16 protein-coding genes and 1 pseudogene are annotated in these 21,692 nt (G+C 61.9%); 9 read left to right on the plus strand and 8 right to left on the minus strand.

From position 1 onward, the window contains the following. Positions 1–5 precede the first annotated feature (5 nt). Together purF and HMPREF2806_RS05480 are read right to left on the minus strand one after the other, a co-directional pair. Positions 6–1,499, minus strand: coding sequence for an amidophosphoribosyltransferase (gene purF, locus HMPREF2806_RS05475; RefSeq protein WP_193394662.1), 1,494 nt, complete (start codon positions 1,497–1,499; stop codon positions 6–8). A gap of 34 nt (positions 1,500–1,533) precedes the next feature. Further along, on the minus strand, positions 1,534–1,938 hold the full coding sequence (locus tag HMPREF2806_RS05480; protein ID WP_070516644.1) for a sterol carrier family protein: 405 nt from the start codon (positions 1,936–1,938) through the stop codon (positions 1,534–1,536). Positions 1,939–1,971: 33 nt separating this feature from the next. Between HMPREF2806_RS05480 and HMPREF2806_RS05485 the strand changes: the two genes are divergently transcribed. Continuing rightward, complete coding sequence (locus HMPREF2806_RS05485; RefSeq protein WP_070516645.1) at positions 1,972–3,006, plus strand: acyl-CoA thioesterase; 1,035 nt, start codon at positions 1,972–1,974, stop codon at positions 3,004–3,006. Positions 3,007–3,048: 42 nt separating this feature from the next. Here the strand turns inward: HMPREF2806_RS05485 and HMPREF2806_RS05490 are convergent, their stop codons facing one another. Further along, on the minus strand, positions 3,049–3,978 hold the full coding sequence (locus tag HMPREF2806_RS05490) for a MaoC/PaaZ C-terminal domain-containing protein (RefSeq protein ID WP_070511034.1): 930 nt from the start codon (positions 3,976–3,978) through the stop codon (positions 3,049–3,051). Beyond that, complete coding sequence (locus HMPREF2806_RS05495) at positions 3,979–5,319, minus strand: 3-oxoacyl-ACP reductase (protein ID WP_049157178.1); 1,341 nt, start codon at positions 5,317–5,319, stop codon at positions 3,979–3,981. A gap of 185 nt (positions 5,320–5,504) precedes the next feature. Between HMPREF2806_RS05495 and HMPREF2806_RS05500 the strand changes: the two genes are divergently transcribed. The 3 genes from HMPREF2806_RS05500 to HMPREF2806_RS05510 all read left to right on the plus strand — a co-directional run bounded on the left by HMPREF2806_RS05500 (position 5,505) and on the right by HMPREF2806_RS05510 (position 9,650). Further along, the gene (locus HMPREF2806_RS05500) at positions 5,505–6,803 is read left to right on the plus strand and encodes an acetyl-CoA C-acetyltransferase (protein WP_070516647.1); all 1,299 of its coding nucleotides are present in this window, start codon (positions 5,505–5,507) and stop codon (positions 6,801–6,803) included. 31 nt (positions 6,804–6,834) lie between these two features. Continuing rightward, the gene (locus HMPREF2806_RS05505) at positions 6,835–8,919 is read left to right on the plus strand and encodes an acyl-CoA dehydrogenase family protein (RefSeq protein WP_070516650.1); all 2,085 of its coding nucleotides are present in this window, start codon (positions 6,835–6,837) and stop codon (positions 8,917–8,919) included. Positions 8,920–9,014: 95 nt separating this feature from the next. After that, positions 9,015–9,650 carry a DUF6891 domain-containing protein gene (locus tag HMPREF2806_RS05510; RefSeq protein ID WP_049157184.1) on the plus strand — a complete coding sequence of 212 codons (636 nt, stop codon included), beginning with the start codon at positions 9,015–9,017 and terminating at the stop codon, positions 9,648–9,650. A 30-nt stretch (positions 9,651–9,680) separates the two neighbouring features. Here HMPREF2806_RS05510 and HMPREF2806_RS05515 read toward each other — a convergent pair whose 3' ends face one another. Further along, entirely contained in the window at positions 9,681–10,382 is a 702-nt protein-coding gene (locus tag HMPREF2806_RS05515) for a PAQR family membrane homeostasis protein TrhA (protein WP_070516652.1), read from the minus strand. A gap of 243 nt (positions 10,383–10,625) precedes the next feature. On the opposite strand from HMPREF2806_RS05515, the gene HMPREF2806_RS05520 reads away from it, so the two are divergent. Together HMPREF2806_RS05520 and HMPREF2806_RS05525 are read left to right on the plus strand one after the other, a co-directional pair. Next, on the plus strand, positions 10,626–11,663 hold the full coding sequence (locus HMPREF2806_RS05520; RefSeq protein WP_070516654.1) for an alpha/beta hydrolase: 1,038 nt from the start codon (positions 10,626–10,628) through the stop codon (positions 11,661–11,663). 267 nt (positions 11,664–11,930) lie between these two features. Then, positions 11,931–12,890, plus strand: coding sequence for an Abi family protein (locus tag HMPREF2806_RS05525; RefSeq protein WP_070511040.1), 960 nt, complete (start codon positions 11,931–11,933; stop codon positions 12,888–12,890). Positions 12,891–13,027: 137 nt separating this feature from the next. Here the strand turns inward: HMPREF2806_RS05525 and purL are convergent, their stop codons facing one another. Genes purL through purS form a run of 3 tightly spaced genes read right to left on the minus strand, consistent with a single transcriptional unit; the run spans position 13,028 to position 16,246 of the window. Next, the gene (gene purL, locus HMPREF2806_RS05530; protein ID WP_070516656.1) at positions 13,028–15,325 is read right to left on the minus strand and encodes a phosphoribosylformylglycinamidine synthase subunit PurL; all 2,298 of its coding nucleotides are present in this window, start codon (positions 15,323–15,325) and stop codon (positions 13,028–13,030) included. A gap of 28 nt (positions 15,326–15,353) precedes the next feature. Continuing rightward, the gene (gene purQ, locus HMPREF2806_RS05535; RefSeq protein WP_049154757.1) at positions 15,354–16,016 is read right to left on the minus strand and encodes a phosphoribosylformylglycinamidine synthase subunit PurQ; all 663 of its coding nucleotides are present in this window, start codon (positions 16,014–16,016) and stop codon (positions 15,354–15,356) included. Next, the gene (gene purS / locus HMPREF2806_RS05540) at positions 16,016–16,246 is read right to left on the minus strand and encodes a phosphoribosylformylglycinamidine synthase subunit PurS (protein WP_039676532.1); all 231 of its coding nucleotides are present in this window, start codon (positions 16,244–16,246) and stop codon (positions 16,016–16,018) included. The genes purQ and purS overlap by 1 nt, the downstream gene beginning before the upstream one ends. A 228-nt stretch (positions 16,247–16,474) precedes the next feature. Here purS and HMPREF2806_RS05545 point away from each other — a divergent pair, with 228 nt between their 5' ends. From HMPREF2806_RS05545 to HMPREF2806_RS05555, 3 genes and pseudogenes are all read left to right on the plus strand, one after another. Further along, positions 16,475–19,738: an ExeM/NucH family extracellular endonuclease gene (locus HMPREF2806_RS05545; RefSeq protein ID WP_232745292.1), complete on the plus strand. Its 3,264-nt coding sequence runs from the start codon at positions 16,475–16,477 to the stop codon at positions 19,736–19,738. 111 nt (positions 19,739–19,849) lie between these two features. Next, positions 19,850–20,323, plus strand: a pseudogene (locus tag HMPREF2806_RS05550) (transposase family protein); the annotation flags it as partial. Between the two features lie 346 nt (positions 20,324–20,669). After that, a complete protein-coding gene (locus tag HMPREF2806_RS05555; RefSeq protein ID WP_070516658.1) occupies positions 20,670–21,086 on the plus strand; it encodes a hypothetical protein in 417 nt (138 codons plus the stop codon). The last annotated feature ends 606 nt before the right edge of the window (positions 21,087–21,692 follow it).

Raw genomic sequence — 21,692 nt, forward strand, 5'->3', positions numbered from 1 at the left:
AGTCCTTATTCGTTAGTTGTCGTCGAGCCCTGCAGGGTACGCACGGCCTCAGCATTGGGGTTTCCGGCGGGCAGTCCAAGCGGGTACTCGCCATCGAAGCAGGCACAGCACAATTCGCTGCGGGGCTGTTCGGTGGCCGCCACCATCTCATCGGTGGAGACGAAGCCCAGCGAATCCGCACCAATCGCCGTGCAGATGGTCTGCGCCACCTCCTCCGGGTCATCGGAGGGGTTGGCATTAGCAATCAGTTCACCCGGGGAGGCGAAGTCGATGCCGTAGAAGCACGGCCACTTTACCGGCGGGGAGGCGATGCGCACGTGAACCTCGGCAGCGCCGGCTTCCCGCAGCATTCGGATCAACGCGCGCTGCGTGTTGCCGCGCACGATTGAATCATCCACCACCACGATGGACTTGCCGTCAATGACCTCCCGCAACGGGTTGAGCTTGAGGCGAATGCCCATCTGGCGCTGAGACTGCGTGGGCTGGATGAAGGTGCGGCCCACGTAGGAATTCTTGACCAAGCCATGTGCAAAGGTCAGCCCGGATTCGCGGGCGTAGCCCACAGCGGCCGGGTTGCCGGACTCGGGAACGGGGATCACCATGTCCGCGTCGGGCGCTGGGTACTGGCGTGCTAGGCGGCGCCCAATCTCCACACGCGTCGCATTGACGGAGCGGCCCTGGATGTTGGTATCCGGCCGCGCCAGGTAGACGTATTCGAAGACGCAGCCGTGGCGCTTGGGTTCCGCGAAGCGCTCGGAGCGAATACCGGTCTCATCAATAGCGACGAGCTCGCCAGGTTCAATTTCCCGGATGAACTGCGCGCCCACGATATCGAGGGCGCAGGTTTCGCTCGCCACCACCCAGCCGGTGGTGAGGCGGCCGAGGGCAAGCGGGCGCACGCCGTGCGGATCGCGAGCGGCATACAGCGTGTGCCCGTCGGTAAAGGTCAGGCAGTATGCCCCCTTAACCCTGGGCAACAGCTGCAGTGCCGAGTCGAAGACTGAATTATTCTCGCTGACGCCATCCGCCAACAAGATGGACAGGCACATGGAGTCAGAGACGGATTCTTCGTGCGGCTTGATGAGCCCGCGTTCCACGGCCTCGGCGCGCAGCTCCACGTAATTCACCAAGTTGCCATTGTGGCCGAGTGCAATGTCAACGCCGCTGGGCGACGTCCCAAACATCGGCTGCACATTCGACCATTCCTTGCCGCCCGCGGTGGAGTACCGCGTGTGGCCAACAGCCACGTTTCCGTGCAGAGAAGTCAGGATGGATTCATCGAAGACATTGGACACCAAGCCCATGTCTTTGAAGACCACGATGCGGTCATCATCCCCCACCGCGATGCCCGCGGCCTCTTGGCCGCGGTGTTGGAGGGCAAAGAGGCCGAAGTAGGTTAGCTTGGAAACCTCTTCGCCTGGTGCCCAAACACCGAAAACTCCGCATTCTTCGCGGGGCTCCGGATCCAGGCTGGGATCCGTCGACAGGGGCTTAGTCATGCTCTGGACGTGTTCAGCTACCACGGCGCTAATCCTAGCCGTTCCGGCCAGTGAAAACTAACGGAATCACGGGCAAACAGGCAGCAATCTCGTGGGCACGGGAGCCGGAGGCGTCCACGCGGCCGTCGCCAAGCGCCTGCTCCCACCCCACTACACCGGTAGCCAGCTGCAGCCACGTCAGGGGATCCATCTCCACCACGTTCGGAGGGGTGCCCCGGGTATGGCGAGGCCCGTCGATGCACTGCACTGCCACGAATGGGGGGACCCGCAGCTCCACGGAGTGCCCCGGCGCGTCCGCCTCCAGCAGGCGGGCGGTGGTGCGTGTAGCGGCCGCAAGCGCGGGGCGACCTGGTTTTTCCACGCCTTCAGGGTCACGGATCCACTCCGCCACTGCCTCGACGGCGGCGCGGGTCGTGGCGGCGTCAACGGCCTTCTTCATACGGTAACCACGCTCCCTGATACTTTGTTATCCATGTCACCAACCATGCCATCAAGCTCGTCGGAAGAAAAGAAGTCCGTTCCCCACGAGAAGTCCCCTTCCATCACCCTGCGGTTTATGGCCGCCCCCACCGATCTCACCATCGCCGGCGCCCAAGGCATCGGCGGCGGCCGCGTCCTGGAATGGATTGATAAGGCCGCCTATGCTTGTGCGGTCCAATGGTCGGGTACGTACTGCGTGACGGCCTATGTGGGCCACATTCACTTCACGCGCCCCATCCCCTCAGGCCACCTCGTGGAGGTGCGCTCGCGCATTGCGATGACGGGGCGCTCCTCCATGCACATCGTCAACGAGGTGCTTTCCGCCGACCCGCGCGATGGCATTTTTACCCGCGCGTGCGACTGCCTCGTCATCTTCGTGGCCAAGGACACGGAAACAGGTAAGTCGGTCGCCGTGCCGCCGCTGGTTCCGGACACCGTAGAGCACCAGCGTGTGTGGGAAGCCGCGGAATCCCGCATCGAGCTGCGCCAAGCCATCGAAGCGGAGATGGAAAAGCAGACTTATGATGGCCCTTCCGATGCCCCTCGAATGGTCACCCGCTTCTTGGCTAAGCCCACTGACGTCAACTGGGGCGGCAATGTCCACGGTGGTACGGCCATGGAATGGATTGATGAGGCCGGCGCTGCCTGCACCATGGAGTGGTCAGGAGAGCACACAGTGGCGGTCTATGCCGGCGGCATTCGCTTCTACCGGCCTATCCATATCGGAGACCTCATCGAGGTCGATGCCCGCATGATGCGCACGGATACCCGCTCGATGCAAATGTCGATCCACGTCCGCGCGGGTAACCCGCGCGGTGGCCGCGAGAAACTAGAAACCGCCATCCACGCCACTGTGGCCTACATGGGCATGGACGCTGACTGGCAGCCGCTCGCCGCCCGCCAGTTTGTCCCCCGCACCGAAGAAGACAAGCGCCTGTGGGAGCACGCCGGTATTCTCCGCGGCCTGCGCGGCAAGTACTCCCCGAAGCCTCTGGTGGTGGCGCCACAGCACCAGCACGTGGACTAACCTAGGCCAGCCCTCCACCCCATCACTAGGGCGGGGCCGCAGCTAGTTCAGCGGCTCAACCCGACACGCCACGTGGAGGGTGCTCGGATCCTTGGCTTTGCGCAACGTGACGGTGCGCGCTCCGATCTCAGTGTTTGTGGCGACACTCGGAGCCACAAACACGCCCGTCGTCGCTGGAAGAATAACCGGCTTGTAGAAGTCCGCGCTGATGCGTACAGCACTTGAAAGGGTGCCGTCGAGCACCGACAACATCCGGGCGTGCGTATACATGCCGTGCGCGATGGGCGCGGGAAAACCGAAGAGCTTGGCGCCCACGGTGGAGACGTGGATGGGGTTCTTATCGCCGGATGCCGCGGCATAAACGCGGGTGCTCTCGGGGCTAAAGCGCAGCGTTGCCGTGGGCGTTCCCGCCTCATCATCAGGGAAGTCGAGGAAGCGCTCGGCTTCAGGGCGCGTTCGCACCTGCCGCGGGGTGTCCTTGGTGAATTTCGCGCCCTGGCCTAGGAAAACCGAAGTCTGGCGCCAGATCTCCTCACCACCCACGCTGTACGTGGTCACCATATCGATGACCAGCCCCTTGCGGTGCGGGCGGAGGTTTTCCGCGTGCACGGAGATGTCGCAGCTTTCGTCGACGCGTAGCGGGCGGGTCTGCTCGATGCGGTTCGACAGGTGCACCACGCCGACTGCGGGAAAAGGAAAGTCCTGTGCCGCCATCACCTTGATTGCGAGTGGGAAGGCCAGCGCATACAGGTAGGTGGCGGGCAACTCATTGCCCAGGCGCAGGCCCGTGGCTTGGCAGTAGCGAGCCAGGTGCGCGGTATCGACGCGCACTCCCTCGACGCGGTAGGCGGTCTGCGGGTCGTCGACCTTGCGCTTGCCGGCCCCCAGCCCGGGGATGGGCACCGCGCCTACCATGAGTGAGCGGTAAAGGGCGGGAAGGTCAGGAATCTCGTTGAGTGTGGTGACGTTCATTTATGCTCCCATGAGGTTCTGGCCGCACACGCGGACCGTGTTGCCGCTCACCGCGGCGGAGGCCGAGGCAGCGAAAAAGGCGACGGTCTCCGCGACGTCGACAGGCAAACCACCTTGCTGCAGTGAGTTCAGGCGCCGGCCGATTTCGCGCGGCCCAGTGGGCATCGCCGCAGTCATGGCGGTTTCGATGAATCCGGGGGCAACAGCGTTGATGGTGGAGCCATTCTCCGCCAAGACGGAGCGCAAGGAATCAACGAGCCCGATGATGCCTGCCTTCGTCGTGGCGTAGTTGGTCTGGCCGCGGTTGCCGGAAATGCCGGCCATGGAGGACACACCAACCACGGCCGCCCCCGGCGCGAGGGCTCCGGATTCGAGGAGGTTTTCGGTAATGCGTACCGGTGCCAGCAGGTTAACAGCAAGGACAGCGTCCCACTGCCCCTCGTTCATGTTGGCCAGCAGCTTGTCGCGGGTGATTCCAGCGTTGTGGACGATGACGTCAATAGCTCGACCATGACGCTCCTGGGCGTGCTGGGCAATCTTGTCCGCGGCCTGAGGGTCAGTGACATCGAGAGGCAGCGCGGTGCCTTTGACCTTGTTCGCGGTCTTCGCCAGGTGTTCGCTAGCTTGCGGGACGTCGATGCAGATGACGCTGGCACCGTCGCGGGCCAGCACCTCGGCGATGGTAGCGCCAATACCGCGAGCAGCACCGGTGACCACCGCGAGGCGCCCGTCGAGCGGCTTCTCCCACTTCGCTGACTCACCTCCGCGTGCGGGGGAGCCCTCACTCACCGCGCCCACGCGGACCACCTGGCCATCCACGAAGGCCGACTTCCCGGAGAGGAAGAAGCGGAGGGTGGACTCCACCTCCGCGGTGGCCGCAGGATCTACCCACACCAGGTTCACGGTGCCGCCCTTGCGCATCTCCTTGGCCAAGGAGCGCGTAAAGCCTTCGAGTGCGCGCGCGGTAATCCGGGCGTCGATAGTATCTGCAGCCTCCGGGGTGGTGCCGACAACCACGAGGCGCGCGCACGGCAGGAGGTTGCGCATCTGTGGGTTGAAGAAGTCATACAGCTCGCGCAACTGCTCGGGGGTCTCTAGGCCGGTGGCATCGAAGACGAGGGCGGCGCGCGGGGCCTCCGCAGAGGCGTTGATGATCTGGTAATCCACGGCTAGCTGGGAGCGAAGAAAGTCGGCGATGCGTCCCTGGCCGCCAATGACGATGGGGCCATCGAGCGCCGGTTCGCCTACTTTATGACGACGCAGGGGGTGGCCCTGGGGTACACCCGCTTTGGCGGCAAGCGGAGAGTTGATGAGCTTCTCGGCAATGGTGACGTGCGGCATAAGGTGACGCATTCCTTTCTGAGATCTTCACAACCTTGCGAGCATTATTTTGCTAGTTGCAAGGCCCGTTAATTGAGTGATAGAACTAACAATATCACCTTAGTTGTGATGCGAAACGCGCGGTGGGATTGCTACCCCCTCCCACTGGGGCGATTCGCACCAGACCACTCGCGAAGGAGTTTTTGATGACCAACCCCCCGCACCGCGTAGCCATCCTCGGTGGCAACCGCATTCCCTTTGCTCGCTCCAATAAGCAGTACGCTCACGCGTCCAACCAAGACATGCTCACCAGTGCGCTCGACGGCCTCGTGGCGCGCTACGGGCTGCACGACGAACGCCTCGGCCTCGTCGCCGCGGGTGCCGTGCTCAAGCACTCCCGCGATTTCAACCTCACTCGCGAGTCGGTCCTCGGTTCCGCGCTCGACTCGACCACCCCAGCTATTGACGTGCAGCAGGCCTGCTGCACCTCCCTGGCGGCGGCTATCCACGTCGGCGATGCCATTGCCCAGGGCCGAATTTCCGCCGGCATCGCGGGAGGCACGGACACCACCTCGGATGCCCCGCTGGCCGTCAATGACACCCTGCGCCGCACGCTGCTCAACCTCACCCGCGCCAAGACCGCCGCTCAGCGCGCCCAGCTCATCGGTTCCATCCGACCCTCGCAGTTAGCCCCGGAGCAGCCGCAGAACGGCGAGCCGCGCACCGGATTGTCCATGGGAGATCACGCCGCCATCACCGCCCGCGAAATGAACGTGAGCCGCGAAGCCCAGGACGAGCTGGCACTCGCCTCCCACCAGAACCTCCATCAGGCCTGGGAAGAGGGCTTCTTCGATGACCTCACCACCGGATTCCTCGGCGTCAACCGCGATACCAACCTGCGCCCGGATTCCTCCCTGGAGGCCCTAGCCAAGCTCAAGCCGGTCTTCGGCAAGCGCGATGCCGAACAGCACGGCACGCAGGCCACCATGACCGCGGGCAATTCCACACCGCTGACCGACGGCGCCTCCGTCGCCCTGCTGAGCTCCGAGGAGTGGGCAGCCGAGCACAATATCGAGCCCCGCGCCTTCCTCGTCGATTCCGAGACCGCGGCGGTCGATTTTGTCCACGGCCCCGATGGGCTTCTCATGGCGCCGACCTACGCGGTCCCGCGCCTGCTGGAGCGCAACAACCTGTCGCTACAGGACTTCGACTTTTACGAAGTCCACGAGGCCTTCGCCTCCCAGGTACTCGCCACCCTGTCCGCATGGGAGGACGAGACCTACTGCCGCGAGCGCCTCGGCCTGCAGTCTGCGCTGGGCCCCATCGACCGCGCCAAGCTCAACGTCAAGGGCTCCTCCCTTGCCGCTGGGCACCCCTTCGCCGCCACCGGCACCCGCATCCTCGCCACTACCGCCAAGATTCTCGAAGAAAACGGTGGTGGGCGCGCCCTCGTCTCCATCTGTGCGGCCGGCGGCGAGGGTGTTGCAGCCATCGTCGAGCGTTAAGAAACTTCCCTCCCCAGAAAGGACCCCCACCATGCCACTCACCAAGTCTTCCTCGGACACGAAATCCGTCTCACCAGAACTCAACAACCAGGCCACGACCGACGCCCCCAAGGCCGAGGCCCGCAGCCCGCACCGCCTGCCCACCACCCCGAAGCCCTCAGTGGCCACAGAACTGGCTGCGCTTCTCGACGGCCCCCACGCCGCCTTCCGCCAGGAGCTGCGCACCTTCCTCAACGACCCTTCGCTCTTCCCGAAGCCGGACCTGCCGATGGCAGAGCAGCGCCAGCACACCTTTGACAACCTCTCCAAGGTCCGCGATTTCGGCGGTTTCAACCACGGCCTGCGCCGCGCCAACGGCGGTTCCGGTAAGCCGAACCTGTCCACCTTCACCCTGGAGGGCCTAGCCTGGGTTGATGGTTCACTGGCTATTAAGTCCGGCGTGCAGTGGGGCCTGTGGGGCGGCGCCCTGGATCAGCTCGGCACTGAACGCCACCTCGAGTGGGTCAAGAAAGCCGCCAGCCTGGAGCTGCCAGGCTGCTTCGCTATGACCGAGCGCGGCCACGGCTCTGACGTGCAGTCCCTGGAAACCACCGCCACCTTCGACCCAGAGACCAACGAGTTCGTCATCAACACCCCCTCCGATTCCGCGGTGAAGAACTACATCGGCAACGCCGCCAAGGACGGCCGTGCGGCCGTCGTCTTCACCCAGCTGATCACCCCTGACAGCGATGGCCGCTCCCACGGCGTGCACGCCATCATCGTCCCGATCCGCGATGAAGAAGGCAACGAGCTGCCGGGAGTGACCTTGGGTGATCATGGCCACAAGGGTGGTTTGGTGGGCGTCGACAATGGCACCCTGCGCTTCGACAATGTCCGCGTGCCGCGCGAGAACCTCCTCAACCGCTTCGCCGATGTGGACGAAAATGGCAGGTACACCTCCCCCATCGAGTCCAAGAATGCCCGCTTCTTCACCATGCTGGGCACTCTCATCCGCGGCCGCATCGGCGTATCCGGCGCAGCGGGTGCCGCCACCGAGGCATCCCTGGACATCGCCATCCGCTACGCCAACCGCCGCCGCCAGTTTGAGGGCGCGACCGGCGCTGAGAAGCGCCTCATCGAACACCGCCAGCACCGCCGCCGTCTGCTCATTCCGTTGGCCCGCACTTATGCGCTGCACCTGCTCTACAACCAGATTCTGGAGCGCTACCAGGAGCAAAACGATCAGCACGAGGACGGCACGTGGTCAGTGACGGAGCCGACCGAGGAGCAGAAGTTCGCCTCCCGCGAGATGGAATCCCTGGCCGCGGCCATCAAAACTGCGCAGACCCAGCACGCCACCCGCACCATCCAGGAATGCCGCGAGGCTTGCGGCGGCGCTGGCTACATGTCGGAGAACCGCCTGACTACCTACCGCGCTGACTCCGATGTCTTCGCCACCTTCGAGGGCGATAACACCGTGCTCATCCAGATGGTGGGCAAGAACCTGCTCACCGCCTATGGCCGCGCGATGAATGACATGAGCCCGTGGGACACCGTGAAATACGCAGCCTCCACCGCCACCGATGTGGTTCGTCGCCGCTATGGATTCACCACCCGCCTGCAAAGCCTCGTGGACCGCGTGAACCCCTCCGAGGCTTCGCTTTTCGACGCCACCTACCAGGCCAAGCTGATCGACGACCGTGCCCAGTCCATCCTCTTCTCCCTCGTGCGCCGCATCCAGCCGGCCCGCAAGGCCGATAAGGTGCAGGCTGCCGCCATCGTGGATCAGTGCCAGGATCACCTCATCGCCGCCGGCTGGGCCCGCGTGGATACCTTGTTGGTCCAGGCCATGATTGAGGCAGAGGAGCGTCTTGAGGAAGGTTCGCTGGCACGCCAGGTCTTTGAGCAGCTGCGCCACCTCTTCGTCTTCGACACCTTGGTCCAGCACGCGGGCTGGTACCAGGAACACAACCTGATCCCGGCAGGCCGGATCAAGGCCGCCCGCGCCGCCATCAACGACCTCGTGGATTCGCTGGCACCGTGGTCCGTCGTGCTCGTCGATGCCTTCGGCGTTCCGCCTGAGGTACACAACATCCCGATGCTGACCGAGGCCGGAGTGGATCCGCTCCACGTCTAGTCACTCCACGCATAGTGAGGGCACTTTCGCCATCTGGCGGGGTGCCCTCCCTAGTTTTCTGAAAGTAGCGATAGGGGCTGGTTACTCTCTGAGCTATGACCACACAGCATCCGATGTTCTCCAGTTCCTTCCCACCCGCCGATGATCTCCTTGAGCCAAGTCCGCTTCGCAATGACATCGCATTGCGCCTCTGCCACGGCGAATCTCGCCAGGACATCCACAACGACTACATTGAAGTCCTCGATGACCCCTCCGAATGGGAGGCCAGCTACGAGGAACCTTATCCAGAGGATTTTGACACCATCATCGACGAAGTCGCCGCAGAATACGGCCGGCTGGTCACAGAAAAGTCGGAGGATGTTAAGCGCCTCGAAGCCCTGCGCGAGGAGCTTGCTCAGCGCGATATCTCCTTCACGTTCAACGAGGCCTGGGATCTCTCAGACGGCGTCTGGGTAGGCTCCAAGCTCGCTGAGAAGGAAGGCCGCAGCGGCTATGCCTACTGCCACCGACAGGACATCAGCCGAGTTATTTACGACGGCGAGCTGTACTTCGGTTTCTCCGCGATGGAGGAAAACGAAGAAGCAACCATCAAGGTCGGCGAGCAACTCGTCGAGGCCCTGCGCGCCGTGGGCTTTGATCCCGAGTGGAATGGCTCGACGACAGCGCGCGTTCTGTGCCAGGACGTCGCTCTCGAATTCCCCCTCGCCGAAGATCTCACCGATGCCGAGTAAATAGCCCCACAACGCTAGCCCTGTATAGGGCTAGCCCGCCACAACCATCCAGATGGCTACCATGTGCACCACCGCCGCGGCGATCGTCGCGGTGTGGAAGTGTTCGTGGTAGCCATACCAGCGCGCATTACGCCCCGGCCACTTGAAGCCGTACATCAACGCACCCAGCGAGTACACCACCCCACCTGCGAACAGCAGCCACACTACAGCCGGCCCCGCGGACTGCCACAGGTTTGGCAGCAGCGGCAGAATGAGCCAGCCCAGGACGAGGTAGACCACCACATCCAACCACCGCGGATGATTGATCCACACCAAATTCAAGACCACGCCCATGATGGCGCCCACCCACGCCGCAGTTAGCATCCATAGCGCCTGCGTCGGCTCCAGCACGATGGCGCACAGCGGCGTGTACGTCGCCGCGATAAACACAGAAATCGTCGCGTGGTCAGCACGTCGCCACCATTGCACCGCGCGCATTGATACCCACGGCCAACGGTGGTACAGCGCCGAGACCGTAAAGAGCCCCACCACGCCGACGCCGTAGACCGTCACCGCGAGCCCCTGCCACCACGGCAGCGTCATCCACGCAAAGGTGATGAGGACGGTCGATGCGATGAGGGAAGCAATCGCAGCAAAGAAATGGCCCCAGCCGCGCGTCAGCGGACGCGGACCACGGTCCGCCATCCAATAGGTGCGCTGGATGAGCTGCTCCATCGTGCTGTGTTCGCGCATAGAGCTGTCTTCAACTGGAAACTCTTGCGGGGAGGATATGTGAGCACTGGGTGCGTTCATAGTGAGGGCCCTTGCCTTGTCTGAAATGCGGGTCATGCGACTAACGCATTCACCCTCAAAACTTACGTACCCGTAACTATACGGCGGGGCGTTGCATCGGACAAGGGCTAAGAGAAAGATACCGCCAGGTTTTCTGCTGCTATGTGCAGTTCGGAAGCGCCGACAAAGTAGACTCCACTATTTGTGTTTTCCTATGTCTCAGGTCCTCGCCGCACCACGGCGTTGCTCGCAGCCGCCATGGTGGCGCTGGGGGCGGCGTCGGCAGGCGTCGGCTCCGCCTCCGCTCAGTCCAGCACGATCGGCGAGGTTTCCTCGCGCGTGACCAACCCGCAGCCCTGGCTGGGCGACGAGCCTTTCATCACCTCAAAGCGCCACATGGGCGGCAACCACTGGGTGGTGGACGTGTGGTCCCCGGCCAACCGTGCGGTGATTTCCAATAACGTCCTGCTCCCCGAGAGTGATAAGCCGCGCCCCTCCTTCTACCTGCTGCCCGGCGTGGAGGGCGGCCAAGCGGGCATGAACTGGATGACGCACACCGATATTCGCCAATGGGCCGTGGGCAAGAACGTCAACGTGGTGATGCCACTCGGCGGTGCCTATTCTCTCTACACCGATTGGAATACCGAGGATCCCATCTTGGGCGTCAACAAGTGGAACACCTACATGACCACTGAGTTGCCCCCGCTGATCGACGCAGAATTCCACGGCACCGGCCGCGATGCCATTGGTGGTGTTTCCTCCACCGGCGGTGCTGCACTCGACATCGCCGGCCACGCCCCACAGCGCTACAAGGCCGCGGCCTCCTACTCCGGCTGCCCGGTGCGCTCCGGCGCGATTGGCTTTCCCACCTCAACCGCGATGATGGCCTACGGCGGTGGTTCCTCCTTCAACGCGTGGGGCCTGCCGGGCTCCCCGCAGTGGTTCGAGCACGACCCCAACGCTAATCCCGGCCGCCTTCGCGACGTCGAGGTCTTCGTGGGCTCGGCCTCCGGCACCCCGGGCCCCATCGATGGCACGAACAAGCCCAGCCAGTGGCTCGGGCCCCGCGCGATAGAGATGGTGGCCAACCACTGCTCGGAGGAATTCACCCGCAACGCCCGCAACGCCGGGGTGCGCGTGAACCGTTACTTCAGCCCCCAAGGCTCGCACACCTTCGGCCTCTTCTCCCACCAAATGAAGCTGAGTTGGGACCAGACCATCGCCCGCACCATCGGTGCTTAAGTAATAACAGGTTGCCGCCTCACTTCGGGCGATGTCCCCGATGCACCCTAATTTCACAGAGCCTCGGATGAACAACTAGACCTTCAACGTGCACGTCTACCTGAAAAGTGGGATTGACGCATTTCAAGGTCCTGCGGTAAAATGCTGGTTAATAGTTCAGCCCGCCCGGTTTCTCTTCGGAAACTCGGAGTGGGCTGGATCTCTATTTACGCCGTTCCGCCGAACCGATCCCCACAACAACTCGTCCCCTCTCTAGATTGGCTTCCCATGTCTTCATCGCTCAAGCCAGCAGCGACCATTGACGAGCATATTATTCGGTTGCAAAGCCGTGGCATGAAGATCGACAAAGCTTTAGCTGAACAATGGTTTTCACACGTTAGCTACTACCGACTTTCTGCCTATTGGTATCCAGCCAGACAATTCAATGAAGACGGAACTAGTCGTTCAAGTCACTTCGTCGATGGTACCGATTTTGTGCACGTCATCTCCTTATATGAAGCCGATAGGAAACTCCGCACCCTGATCCATGACGGAATGGAGCGAATCGAAGTAGCGATGCGAACCAAGCTCGTCGAGCTGCTATGTACTCGACACCCCAATGATCCTACTTTCTACCTCCGCTCAGACGACTTTCGGCCAAACTTCGACCACGTGTCGTGGCTGAGTACAGCGTATGGACGACTCGCGAGGGCAAAGAAGAACGACGCCGTGAAGCACTACATTGATGAATACGGTGGACAGTATCCCATGTGGGTTGTGGCTGAAGTGCTCGATTTTTCGGATATTTCAAAGCTCTATGCAGGCTTAGGATCCAACGATCAGCGATCGATTTCGGAAGCGCTGGATATAAAGATCGACTTCGCTAGTTTGAATAGGAATCAGAAGCAAAAACTTACGAAAAAACATCCGCTGGCAAGTTGGCTCGAGCAGCTAACTATCATTCGGAATACGTGTGCGCACCATGGAAGGCTATGGAATCGTTCTTTTGCTCCGGCTCCAACTGAAGTTATCCGTAGCAATGGGAGCCTTTACCTCCTGCCAGAGATTCAAAGTGAAAAGCTATTCGGCGCTTTAATTGTCATGGCGCATATGCTACGAACCGTGTCCCCTGGGACTACCTGGCCTGACAAAGTAGTGGCATCATTAAACCAGCACTTCCTCACGAATCCTCTTGTTGAAAAAGCCAGTATCGGAATTCAAAGCGACTGGGATGAAAAGACACTTTAAGTTCTTTTCATGCCTTTGAAGCAACAAACAGTTGCGAATTTCGTGGGTCTTACGAAGCGGCTCTTCGGGGAAAGAAAAGCCCAGCCGAAGCTGGGCTTTTCTTCTAGAAACTGCGGGACAAGCAGCGTGAGTGGGGCCTACTCCACCACGGAGTTTGCCCCGACCGCGTGGCCGAAGAGGTCCGGCAGGATTGCAGCCCAGGCCTCACGCAGCTCAGAAACGGCGATGGACTCGCCGCCGAGTTCCAGTTCACCGTTGTCGGTGGTCTGGCCGACGACGACGGCCGGTACACCGCACTCCTCAGCGCGCTGCAGCAGCATGTCGACGCGGTCCGCGGTCGTCGCCACGAGCACGCGGGAGGCGGACTCGGAGAAGGCAGCCACGAAGGCATCCTCATGGACCTTGGACAGGTCCAGACTCAAGCCCACGCCGCTGCGCTTGGCCATCTCGAATGCGGTGACGGCAAGGCCACCCTCGGAGATGTCGTGTGCAGCGGTCAAGCCTTCGTTGCCCACGAAGAAGTCCGCGAGGCGCTGCTCGTTGGCCAGGTCCACCTGCGGCGGCAGACCATTCAAACCATTCTCCGACTCATTTCCTTGCTCACGAGCGCTGACCTGCTGCCAGATGGAGCCGCCAAATTCATCCTTGGTCTCACCCAGCAGCACGAGTACCTCCGGCTCCTCCACGAGGCCGAGCTCGTTGCCGATGGACTTGTGGACGTCATCGATAACGCCGAGGACACCCACGACGGGCGTCGGCAAGATCGGCTCCTCGCCGGTCTGGTTGTAGAAGGAGACGTTGCCACCGGAGACGGGGATGCCGAGTTCCACGGCGCCGTCGGCAAGCCCATGCACGGACTCGCGGAACTGCCACATCACGTCCGGGTTTTCCGGGGAGCCGTAGTTGAGGCAGTTGGTAATGGCCACCGGGCGGGCACCGGTGACGGCGACGTTGCGGTAGGCCTCCGCCAGCGCCAGGCGGGTGCCCATGTTCGGGTCCAGCTTGGTGTAGCGACCAGAGGCATCGGCCGATACCGCGATACCGCGGCCGGTCTCCTCGTCGATGCGCAGCACACCAGCGTTCGCGTGGTGGGACTGCACGGTGTTGCCGCGCACGTAGCGGTCGTACTGGTTGGTGATGAAATCACGCGAGCACAGCGCCGGGGAGGCCACGAGCTTCTTCAGCGCCACGGTGAGGTCCTGCTTCTCGACGCCCTGGAACTCCTGCAGCGCATCCTGCCACTCCGGGCGGGCATAGGGGCGGTCGTAGACCGGGGCCTCGTCCGCGATGGTGCCGGCCGGGGCGTCCACGACGACCTCGCCCTGGTGGCGGATAATGAGGTGCTTGCCGGTGGTAACCTCACCGATCTCAGCGCAGGTGACATCCCAATGCGCGCAGATCTCCTTGAACTTCTCCACGTTCTCCGGGGTCACCACGGCACACATGCGCTCCTGGGACTCGGAGGCGAGGATCTCTGCAGCGGTCATATCCATTGCGCGCAGCGGGACGTTGTCCAGGTTGATCTCCATGCCACCATCGCCGGCGGCGGCCAGCTCGGAGGTGGCGCAGGCCAGGCCCGCACCGCCCAAGTCCTGGATGCCCACGACGATGCCGGACTTGTACAACTCCAGGCAGCACTCGATGAGAACCTTCTCCGCGAACGGGTCACCCACCTGCACGGCCGGCAGCTTGCGCTCGGCGCCGTCCTCGAAGGTGTCAGAAGCCAGCACGGACACGCCACCGATGCCATCGAGGCCGGTGCGCGAACCGAAGAGCATGACCTTGTTGCCAGTACCGGAGGCAAAAGCGAGCTTGAGGTCCTCCACCTTCAGCGTGCCCACGCACAGCGCGTTGACCAGCGGGTTACCGGCATAGGACTCATCAAAAACAGTTTCGCCGCCAATGTTGGGCAGGCCCAAGCAGTTGCCGTAGTGCGAAATACCGCCGACAACACCGGGCAAAACGCGCTTGGTGTCGGGAGCATCAGCCGGGCCGAAGCGCAGCTGGTCCATCACGGCAATCGGGCGAGCCCCCATGGCCATGATGTCGCGGACGATGCCGCCCACGCCGGTGGCCGCACCCTGGTGCGGCTCCACGTAGGACGGGTGGTTGTGGGACTCCACGCGGAAGGTCACCGCGTTGCCGTCTCCGATGTCCACCACGCCGGCGTTCTCACCGATGCCGGCGAGGATCTTGGAGCCCATCTCCTCGGTCATGGTCTCGCCGAAGTAGCGAAGGTGCGTCTTGGAGGACTTATAAGAACAGTGCTCCGACCACATCACCGAGTACATGGTCAGCTCGGCGTCGGTGGGGCGGCGGCCCAGGATCTCGCGGATGTGCGCGTACTCGTCATCCTTCAGGCCCAACTCGCGGTAGGGCTGCTCCAGCTCGGGCTGCGCGGCCGCCTGCTCGACGGTGTCGTTGTGTACGGTCATTGTTTCTCCTTATAACCGTCGGCGCGGGTTAAGCGACGACCTTGAGGGCGGACACAAACAAACCCAGACCGTCGGTGGACGGGCCGGTGAGAAGATCGATGGCGTGCTCCGGGTGCGGCATGAGTCCCACCACGTTGCCGGCCTCGTTGGTGATACCGGCGATGTCGTTGATGGAGCCATTGAAGTTATCCGTGTAGCGGAAGACCACGCGGCCTTCGCCTTCGAGGCGCTCCACGGTCTCCGCGTCCGCCTGGAAGCGGCCCTCGCCGTGCTTAGCCGGAATCAGGATCCGCTGGCCCTGCTCAAACTCGCTGGTCCAGGAGGTCTGCGCGTTCGCCACCTCGAGGTAGGTATCCACACAGTGGAAGTGCAGCCCCTGGTTGCGGGTCAAGGCGCCGGGCAGCAGGCCGGCCTCCGTCAAAATCTGGAAGCCGTTGCAAATGCCGAGCACCGGCATGCCCTTATTCGCTGCTTCCACCACCGCGCGCATGACCGGGGCCAGCGCAGAGATGGCGCCGGAGCGCAGGTAGTCACCGTAGGAAAAGCCGCCGGGAACAACGACGGCGTCCACTCCTCGCAGGTCCTCGTCCGCATGCCACAGGGACACGACGTCGGCGCCGGCGGTGCGGGCGGCGCGGGCCGCGTCGACGTCGTCAAGCGTGCCGGGGAAGGTAATAACGCCGATCTTCATTACTGGATAACCTCGTAGTCCTCGATCACGGTGTTCGCCAGAAGGGTGGACGCAACCTTCTCGAGTTCCTCGGCGCTGACCGAATCATCGACTTCAATTTCAAAGCGCTTGCCCTGGCGCACGTCGCTGACACCAGCAACCCCCAGGCGGCCCAGCGCGCGGACGACGGCCTGACCTTGCGGGTCCAAAATCTCGGCCTTGGGCATGACATTGACAACTACACGAGCCATGAAAATTCTGCCTTACTGTGCGTGAGTATAGGTGCCCCGCCAGTCTATCCCGCCAGCGGGAAAGATTCGGAATCTTTGGGGTGGTGAATTCAAACCAAACGGCTGAAGAATTCTTGGGGAATCCCGGCTTAACCCCCAGCTCGCGCGTTGTCCTCCGGTATCCCGTGGCGGCGAAGGCAGGTAGAACCAGATGCGTTGTCATTTTCTCGCTGATTAAAGGAACCTCTCATGCGCCTCACACGCATCGGCTCTCTCGCCATCGCTGCATTAGTGTCTACCTGCGTCGTTGTCCCCCAGGCCGGCGCCGCGGTGGATGGCTCCACTGCCGTCATCTCGGAGGTCTACGGTGGCGGCGGCAACAAGAACGCCCCTTTCACCAACGACTTCATCGAGCTCTACAACCCAACGGGTTCCGCCATCGACCTCACCGGATGGTCCGTGGAGTATTTCTCGTCCAAGGGCAACTCCGGCGGAAAGACCACGCTTAACGGTTCCATCCCGGCTGGCGGCTACTACCTCATCCAGGAAGGTGGCGGCGGCACAGGCGAGCCGCTGCCCACCCCGGATGCTGAGGGCGGTCTCAGCATGTCCGGCTCCAAGGGCTCGGTGAAGCTTTACGACGCCTCCGGGGCCGAGGTCGACGTGGTGGGGTACGGGGAGACGTCGCTCAGCGAGGGCTCCCCTACCTCCTCCTTGAGCAACACCACCTCCGCGCAGCGTGATGACGCCGGCACCGACACCGACGACAACGCCGCCGACTTCAGCACCGCCGGCCCGACTCCTACCTCCTCCGGCGGCGGCGCCACCGCGCCGGAGAACCCGCAACCGGAGGACCCGCAGCCGGCCGAGCCGGGCGCTACCGTTACCATCCCGGAAATCCAGGGCACCGGCGCGGAGTCCCCACTCAAGGGCCAGAACGTCACCACCCAGGGTGTTGTCACCGCCATGTGGCAGGGTGAGAAGTCCCTCAACGGTTTCACCATCCAGACTCCGGGCACGGGTCAAACTGCGCCGACCGAGGCCTCTGAGGCCGTCTTCGTCTACACCGGCGGCACCGGCTTCTACCCAAAGATTGGGGAATCCGTCGAGGTTACTGGCTCCGTCGACGAGTACTACGGCCAGACCCAAATCGCCCTAGCCCAAGGCTCCGTCCTCGACACCGCACTCGATCCCGTCACCCCGCTGACCATCGATGCCCTGCCGGAAGGCGACGAGGCCCGCGAAAAGCTCGAGTCCATGCTGCTCAAGCCCGGCGTGCACACGGTGACCGATAACTACGGCCTCAACCGCTACGGCGAGTTGGGCCTGGCCCCGGGTACGGAGGCGCTGCGCCAACCTACCGATATCGTCTCCCCGGGTACTCAGGAACAAAAGGACATGGAAGCGTCTAACGCGGCGAAGTACGTCATCTTGGATGACGGCTCCACCCGTGACTTCACCCGCGATGGCGCGTCGACGAAGCTGCCGTACATCATGCAGAACGGCTCGGATGTGAAGACCATCCGCACCACCAACCAGGTGGAGTTTGCCGACTCTGGCGTCATCCTGGGCTACGGCCACGAGCAGTGGCGCTTCCAGCCCACCACGATGATTACGGGTGACTCCGTAACCGCAGACCTACCGATTACGTGGGACCCGGCCCGCCCGGAGGCCCCGCAGGTGGCTGGCGATTACACCGTGGCGGCGTTTAACGTGCTGAACTTCTTCATCAACTTGGGTGAGGACAACGGCGCGAAGGCGTACAAGAACCGCTTTGGCAACGGCGTCGGCTCCGACAGCCCCACCTTCCGCGGGGCGTGGTCCGAGTCCGCGTTCAATGACCAGAAGGGCAAGATCCTCACCGCGCTGGAGGGCCTCGATGCCGATGTCATTGGCTTGTCGGAGATCGAAAACGCCGCGAACACCGTGGGGGGCACCTATGACGATGCCGTGAAGTACCTCGTAGATGAACTCAACTCCCGCGCGGGTTCTGAGAAGTGGGATTACGTCAAGGCCCCAGCGAACTCCGCGGCGGACACGGATGTCATCCGCACCGCGATTATCTACAAGAAGGACCGCGTCCAGCCAGTAGGTGAGGCCACCTTGCTAGAGGACGAGCGTTTCAAGGGCACCGCCCGCACCCCGCTCGCCGCCGAGTTCCAGCCCGTCTCCGACAAATGCACTGCTGAGGGCCCGGATTCCTTCGTGGTGGTCACCAACCATTTCAAGTCCAAGGGTTCGGTGGCTAAGGGCGACGAGGACACCGGCGACGGCCAGGGCAACAACCCCAACGTGCGCAATGCCCACGCCCAGGCAGTCCTGGATGGTTTGTCCAAGCAGCCACAGTGGCAGGAGAAGGCCACTTTCGTCATGGGTGACTTGAACGCTTACTCCAAGGAAGATGCCATCTCCGTCTTCCGCAACGCCGGCTACACCATCCCGGTTGAGGAGCTCAACGCACAAGAGGACTGGCAGGACGTGGCCTCCTACCAGTTCTCCGGCCGCCTCGGCTCCCTCGACCACATCCTGGCCAACGAGCACGTCGGCGCCAAGGCGGCACAGACCTGGAACATCAACTCCGATGAGCCGATTGCCATGGAGTACTCTCGCCGCAACTACACCGGCGGGGACGTCTTTGAGTCCGATAACCCGTACCGCTCCTCCGACCACGATCCGGTCAAGGTGGGCTTCAACCTTGCCCAGGTTTCCCGCTCTGCTGACGATCTTAAGGACTGTGACAAGACCGAGGACCCAGCGCCGACTGACGACGCCCGCGGCATCAAGTCCGTCACCATTGACGATAACGGACATCTCATCATCACCTACACCGACGGCACCACCGAGGATGCTGGCAAGGTCGTCGGCGCCGATGGCAAGGACGGTAAGGACGGCGACAAGGGCCCTAAGGGCGACAAGGGCGACGCCGGCCAGGACGGTAAGGACGGCGCCGACGGTAAAGACGGCCGTGGCATCAAGTCCGTGACGACCAACGACAAGGGCGAGGTGGTCGTCACCTACACCGACGGCACCTCTGAGATTCTCGGTACCCTCGCCGACGCGAAGGGCGACCAGGGCACGCCGGGCCGCGATGGCTTCGATGGCGCACCAGGCCGCGATGGCGCAAACGGTAAAGATGGCAAGGACGGCCGCGGCATTAAGTTCGTGACCACGGATGCCGACGGTAACCTCGTCATCACCTACACCGACGGCACCTCAGAAACCGTCAAGTCCGGCGACAAGCCAGCCGCCCCGGCAGGTGGTTCCTCTGTGAGTGAGCGCTGCTTGCCGACGGTCCTCGGCCTCACCATCCCAGCAGCACTCGCCATTCCGTTGGCTTTCCTCGGAAGCTTCGGCGCAAAGCTCAACATCCCAGGCCTTGAGCCAGTGAAGAAGCAGATTGAGTCGCTCACTCGCAATTTCCCGCGTGAGGCTCAGTACGCTGCCGGTGGCATTGGTCTACTGGCTGCGCTTGGCATCATCGCCGCAGCCTGCGCGCCAACCGAGTCTGAATAGAGCGCTCTCCTGAGTTTAATGGCTCTTCCGGTTTCAGAGTGCGTAGCGAGGTGAAGTTGGCCACGACGGGTTCAGCGGGTCACCACAACATATAGGGCCCCTGGTGTGAAAATGAAAGTTCCTAATCAACCATCTGAACACACCAGGGACCCGCACTGTGAAGTGCCTACTGGAAACCTCGTTGCCGACACCATCTGCTGTACCGCGGAAATCGGACTTGCCATCACCGGTGCCGCCGATGCCGGGCCCCTGACCATCATTGGGGCCACACCAGTAGCCGTTATCGGCGTGTGCCCGGATTGCGGGCAGTCAGGTAAGTTACGCGACCACACCACTCGCCGACTCGTTGATCTTCCTGTCGTCGGATTCCCCACTAGGCTGCACGTAACAGTCCCTAGATTCCTGTGCACAGCCGCCTCATGTAAGACAAAGATCTTCCAGGCCTCCTTGGCTTGCACGGATGACGGCTCCAAGCTCACTCACCGGGTCACTCGCTGGATCTTGCAGCGCCTTGCTATTGATCGGATGAGTGTGTCGACTACCGCCAAAGCGCTCGGTGTGGGATGGGATCTGGTCAACCAAGTCTTCCAGCTGGTTTGGAATTAAACCGAGCGATACTTCTTCCGCTTTCTCCGGGCAAAAAGCAACTGTCACCGGATTTCCAGGAGAGAAGGGTAGTGGCCTGATTCGCGACTACGGACAACTGTGGACAATGAGAGCGGAATCCTTCAGCCAGGAACCCAAACTCGACTCTGCTATAACTTAGACACCACGGGCGGACAAAGCGGTTCGCCGGTTTATACCACAGACAACGCTGCCATCGGCATTCACACGCATGGCATCAGTCAGCTCGGCTACCCTGAAAACAGTGCCCTACGTATCAGCCCAAGCATGCTGAATACCTTCAATGACATTAAGGAGATCCAAAACAATGCAGCCACCGATCCCGGTTCCAGCTCAGGTTCAAGCTCTCATTAATAACCCCAGTAATCTTCTCGGACTCATTGGTACCGTTCTGGGCATTATTTCCCTCGTTGTTGGAATCAGTGTAGGCCAAGGTCTCCCCGACGATGAGCAGCAGAAGCCCAATGCAGAAGACTCAACGATTCAGGTTGTAACCTCCAGTGGTAACCCGGCAGGCGAATGTAGGCTTATTGGTCTTTCGCAGGAAAAGGTACACACGACTAATGCCAATGGCGTGTACTTCTACGCGTTGGAACCTGGTTCACATACCATCAATGCATCTTGTTCGGGGCTTTCCAGCCTTTCCTCCGCGCGAGCGCTCGAGGGTAGTCAGGAAGTAACTGTCAATGACGAGCCGGTAATGGTAAAGATTGTTGTTAAGTAGATTGGCCCTAACTTCCTTGGCTCTCAAGAGCTAAGAGAAACACGCGTGTGCCCCCGGGAAAACTCCTCGGGGTACACGCTTTTCAATGAACCACGCCTAATTAGAGAGGGAACCGTACCTTCGTACGCGCCCGTATGAGAAGCTGGCGCATGTAATGACCTCAGCAAAACAGCATTTTCAAGCGAATGAACGCTTTTAAACCTCTGCCCCAAGAGCACCAAACGCTTATCTGCATGTGTTTGCGCGGGTAGTTGGCTGTAAACGCGTAAAGACCCCATCATCTTCAATGCACATCGCGATGATCTGTTTGAAGCTAGCCACAAGAACTGGCTTTTCCAAGTAGAAGTTGACGCAACACCACCGAGTCGTGGCGTCTCCAACACCCTCATGTAGTGCCGAGTACGCGCTAGACGCCGCCAACAGTGCAGCCGGACACCCGCCAGCAATACTGATGGAGCTTCAAACCCTATGGACATAGCACATAAGGCCTAGACATAAGGCCTAGACCCCGCTAGATACGTCTAAAACAATGCTAGTAACGGCCCTATTTTGCAGGAAACATTCTGCCGCACACCGGCGTAACAATAGGGTGTACCCCAGGTGCCC

Source organism: Corynebacterium sp. HMSC076G08 (assembly GCF_001811515.1).
GTDB lineage: Bacteria > Actinomycetota > Actinomycetes > Mycobacteriales > Mycobacteriaceae > Corynebacterium > Corynebacterium hiratae.

Coding starts and splice junctions, on each gene's coding strand:
- purF (WP_193394662.1), bottom strand. CDS start 1,499: ATGACTAAGCCCCTGTCGACGGATCCCAGCCTGGATCCGGAGCCCCGC.
- HMPREF2806_RS05480 (WP_070516644.1), bottom strand. CDS start 1,938: ATGAAGAAGGCCGTTGACGCCGCCACGACCCGCGCCGCCGTCGAGGCA.
- HMPREF2806_RS05485 (WP_070516645.1), top strand. CDS start 1,972: ATGTCACCAACCATGCCATCAAGCTCGTCGGAAGAAAAGAAGTCCGTT.
- HMPREF2806_RS05490 (WP_070511034.1), bottom strand. CDS start 3,978: ATGAACGTCACCACACTCAACGAGATTCCTGACCTTCCCGCCCTTTAC.
- HMPREF2806_RS05495 (WP_049157178.1), bottom strand. CDS start 5,319: ATGCCGCACGTCACCATTGCCGAGAAGCTCATCAACTCTCCGCTTGCC.
- HMPREF2806_RS05500 (WP_070516647.1), top strand. CDS start 5,505: ATGACCAACCCCCCGCACCGCGTAGCCATCCTCGGTGGCAACCGCATT.
- HMPREF2806_RS05505 (WP_070516650.1), top strand. CDS start 6,835: ATGCCACTCACCAAGTCTTCCTCGGACACGAAATCCGTCTCACCAGAA.
- HMPREF2806_RS05510 (WP_049157184.1), top strand. CDS start 9,015: ATGACCACACAGCATCCGATGTTCTCCAGTTCCTTCCCACCCGCCGAT.
- HMPREF2806_RS05515 (WP_070516652.1), bottom strand. CDS start 10,382: ATGCGCGAACACAGCACGATGGAGCAGCTCATCCAGCGCACCTATTGG.
- HMPREF2806_RS05525 (WP_070511040.1), top strand. CDS start 11,931: ATGTCTTCATCGCTCAAGCCAGCAGCGACCATTGACGAGCATATTATT.
- purL (WP_070516656.1), bottom strand. CDS start 15,325: ATGACCGTACACAACGACACCGTCGAGCAGGCGGCCGCGCAGCCCGAG.
- purQ (WP_049154757.1), bottom strand. CDS start 16,016: ATGAAGATCGGCGTTATTACCTTCCCCGGCACGCTTGACGACGTCGAC.
- purS (WP_039676532.1), bottom strand. CDS start 16,246: ATGGCTCGTGTAGTTGTCAATGTCATGCCCAAGGCCGAGATTTTGGAC.
- HMPREF2806_RS05545 (WP_232745292.1), top strand. CDS start 16,475: ATGCGCCTCACACGCATCGGCTCTCTCGCCATCGCTGCATTAGTGTCT.
- HMPREF2806_RS05555 (WP_070516658.1), top strand. CDS start 20,670: ATGCAGCCACCGATCCCGGTTCCAGCTCAGGTTCAAGCTCTCATTAAT.